This window comes from Enterobacter sp. 01-M-03-SI-ECC, from assembly GCF_047530215.1.
GTDB classification, from domain to species: Bacteria; Pseudomonadota; Gammaproteobacteria; order Enterobacterales; family Enterobacteriaceae; genus Enterobacter; species Enterobacter chengduensis.
Genome location: NZ_JBLKDA010000076.1, coordinates 1 through 3,215, shown reverse-complemented (window position 1 = coordinate 3,215; position 3,215 = coordinate 1). Strand labels below are relative to the sequence as shown.

At 64.1% G+C, this 3,215-nt stretch carries 1 protein-coding gene; it reads right to left on the bottom strand.

Annotated elements, in window-relative coordinates; all coding sequences use genetic code 11:
- Positions 1 to 115 precede the first annotated feature (115 nt).
- Complete coding sequence (locus ACMWKK_RS25985) at positions 116 to 3,082, bottom strand: Tn3-like element ISPa38 family transposase (RefSeq protein WP_003100881.1); 2,967 nt, start codon at positions 3,080 to 3,082, stop codon at positions 116 to 118.
- Positions 3,083 to 3,215: the final 133 nt, after the last annotated feature.

Here is a 3,215-nt window from a genome sequence, read left to right as displayed (position 1 = left end):
TACCCAGATCGATACCAATAAGCGCAATGTTTTCCATGATGGTTCTCCGAATGAAAGCCTGTCCTCAGCATAGTACTGGGAAGGAGGGAGTGACCATCTCATTAAATAAAGCACGCTAAGCCGGTTGCAGCGGCCGTAGCGGCCTGAACTTGCCCGCGCCGATCTTGGCGCTGCTGCGCCAGAGGTAATCGCCGGTCAGGTTGATGTGCTCCCAGCCGAGCGGCGACAGGTACTGCAACAGGCCGTCATCGACGGCTTGACCGTGGCCACGCAAGGCGTTCGCGGCCCGCTCCAGATAGACCGTGTTCCATAGCACGATGGCCGCCGTCACCAGGTTGAGGCCGCTGGCCCGGTAGCGCTGCTGCTCGAAGCTGCGGTCGCGGATTTCCCCCAGGCGGTTGAAGAACACGGCGCGGGCCAGCGCGTTGCGCGCCTCGCCTTTGTTCAGCCCGGCATGCACGCGGCGGCGCAGCTCGACGCTTTGCAGCCAGTCCAGGATGAACAGTGTGCGCTCGATGCGTCCCAGCTCACGCAGGGCGACGGCCAGGCCGTTCTGGCGCGGGTAGCTGCCAAGCTTCCTGAGCATCAGCGAGGCCGTCGCCGTGCCCTGCTTGATCGAGGTGGCCATCCGCAGGATTTCATCCCAATGGGCGCGGACGTGCTTGATGTTGAGCGTGCCGCCGATCATCGGTTTCAACGCCTCGTAGGTGGCATCGCCCTTCGGGATGTAGAGCTTGGTGTCGCCCAGGTCACGAATGCGCGGGGCGAAGCGGAAGCCCAGCAGGTGCATCAACGCGAAGACGTGGTCCGTGAACCCTGCCGTGTCGGTGTAGTGCTCCTCGATCCGCAGGTCGGATTCGTGATACAGCAGGCCGTCGAGCACGTAGGTCGAGTCGCGCACGCCGACGTTCACGACCTTGGTGTGGAACGGCGCGTACTGGTCGGAGATATGGGTGTAGAACGTCCGCCCTGGGCTGCTGCCGTATTTCGGATTGATGTGGCCGGTGCTCTCGGCCTTGCTGCCGGTGCGGAAGTTCTGGCCGTCCGACGATGACGTGGTGCCGTCGCCCCAATGCTCGGCGAAGGGATGTCGGAACTGCGCGTTGACCAGCTCGGCCAGTGCCGCCCCGTAGGTTTCGTCGCGGATGTGCCAGGCTTGCAGCCAGGCCAGCTTGGCGTAGGTCGTGCCGGGGCACGATTCCGCCATCTTGGTCAGGCCCAGGTTGATCGCGTCGGCGAGGATCGTGGTCAGCAACAGGTTTTTGTCCTTGGCCAGGTCGCCTGACTTCAGGTGGGCGAAGTGCCGGGTGAAGCCCGTCCATTCGTCTACCTCCAGCAGCAATTCGGTGATCTTGACGTGCGGTAGGATCATCGCCGTCTGGTCGATCAGGGCCTGTGCGGTATCGGGCACCGCCGCATCGAGCGGCGTGATCTTCAGGCCCGACTCCGTGATGATGGCGTCCGGCAGCTCGTTGGCCAGCGCCATGCGGTTGACGGTGGCGAGCTGCGTTTCCAGCAGCGTCAGCCGGTCATGCAGGTACTGGTCGCAATCGGTGGCCACGGCCAGCGGCAATTCGCTGGCCTGCTTGAGGCTGGCGAATTTCGCGGGCGGCACCAGGTAGTCCTCGAAGTCCTTGAACTGGCGCGAGCCTTGCACCCAGATGTCGCCGGAGCGCAGCGCGTTCTTCAGCTCCGACAGCGCGCACAGTTCGTAGTAGCGCCGGTCGATGCCGGTGTCGGTCATCACCAGCTTCTGCCAGCGCGGCTTGATGAACTCGGTCGGCGCGTCGGTGGGCACCTTGCGGGCGTTGTCGCTGTTCATGCTGCGCAGCACCTCGATGGCGTCGAGTACGTCCTTGGCGGCGGGCGCGGCCCGCAACTTGAGCACGTCGAGAAATTCCGGCGCGTAGCGGCGCAGCGTGGCGTAGCTCTCGCCGATGCGGTGCAGGAAATCGAAGTCCTCGGGTTGCGCGAGCCGCTGCGCTTCGGTGACGCTCTCGGCGAAAGCATCCCAGGACATGACGGCCTCGATGGCGGCGAACGGATCGCGGCCCGCTTGCTTGGCCTCGATCAGCGCCTGGCCGATGCGCCCGAACAGCCGCACCTTGGCATTGATCGCCTTGCCGGATGCCTGGAACTGCTGCTGATGCTTGTTCTTGGCGGCATTGAACAGCTTGCCCAGGATGCGGTCATGCAGGTCGATGATTTCGTCGGTGACGGTGGCCATGCCCTCGATGGCGAGCGCCACCAGGGTCGCGTAACGCCGCTGCGGCTCGAACTTCGCCAGGTCGGCGGGCGTCATCTGGCCGCCCTCGCGGGCGATCTTGAGCAGCCGGTTCTGGTGAACCAGCCGCTCGATGCCGGAGGGCAGGTCGAGCGCCTGCCACGCCTTGAGGCGTTCGATGTGTTCCAGCATGTGCCGCGAGTTCGGTTTGACCGGGGATTGCCGCAGCCAGGCCAGCCACGTCGTCTTGCCGTTGTCGCGGCGCTTGAGCAGATCGTCGAGGCGACGGCGATGCACGTCCGTCAGCGGCTCAGCCAAGGCGTCGTAGAGACGCCGGTTGGCGCGGGTAATCGCTTCGGCGCTCGCCCGCTCGACGGCGTTGAGGGCGGGCACAATGACCGACTGCCGCCGCAGGTGCTCGATCAAGGCTCTGGCCAGCACGATGCCCTTGTCGGTTTGCATGGCCAGCTCGGTCAGCAACTGGACAGCCTGCCGGTAGTGGCCAATCGTGAACGGCTGGAAGCCGAACACCGTTTGCAGCTCGACCAGGTGCTCGCGTCGGGTCTGCTCACGCTGCCCGTACTCGTCCCAGCTTTCGATGCCGACCTTGAGCTGGTTGGCGACCAGTCTCAGCAATGGCGGGAACGGTGGCTCATCAGCGCCAAGGATGACGCCGGGAAAGCGCAGGTAGCAGAGCTGCACCGCGAAGCCCAGCCGATTGGCCGGGCCGCGCCGCTGCCGGATGATGGAGAGGTCGCTTTCGCTGAACGTGTAGTGACGGATCAACTCATCCTTGGTGTCCGGCAACGCCAGCAGGCTTTCGCGCTCGGCGGCGGAGAGGATCGAACGGCGGGGCATGCGGTTTCCTTCTTCTTGAAATTCTATTCTTGATTGCATATCATCTCAACGAGTTTCGATAAGAAAGGATGCGCATGCGACCGTCTGTTGTGCTTGACATGAAGCGAAGCGCAGTGCGTGAAGCGGTAGGCCG

Coding starts and splice junctions, on each gene's coding strand:
- ACMWKK_RS25985 (WP_003100881.1), bottom strand. CDS start 3,082: ATGCCCCGCCGTTCGATCCTCTCCGCCGCCGAGCGCGAAAGCCTGCTG.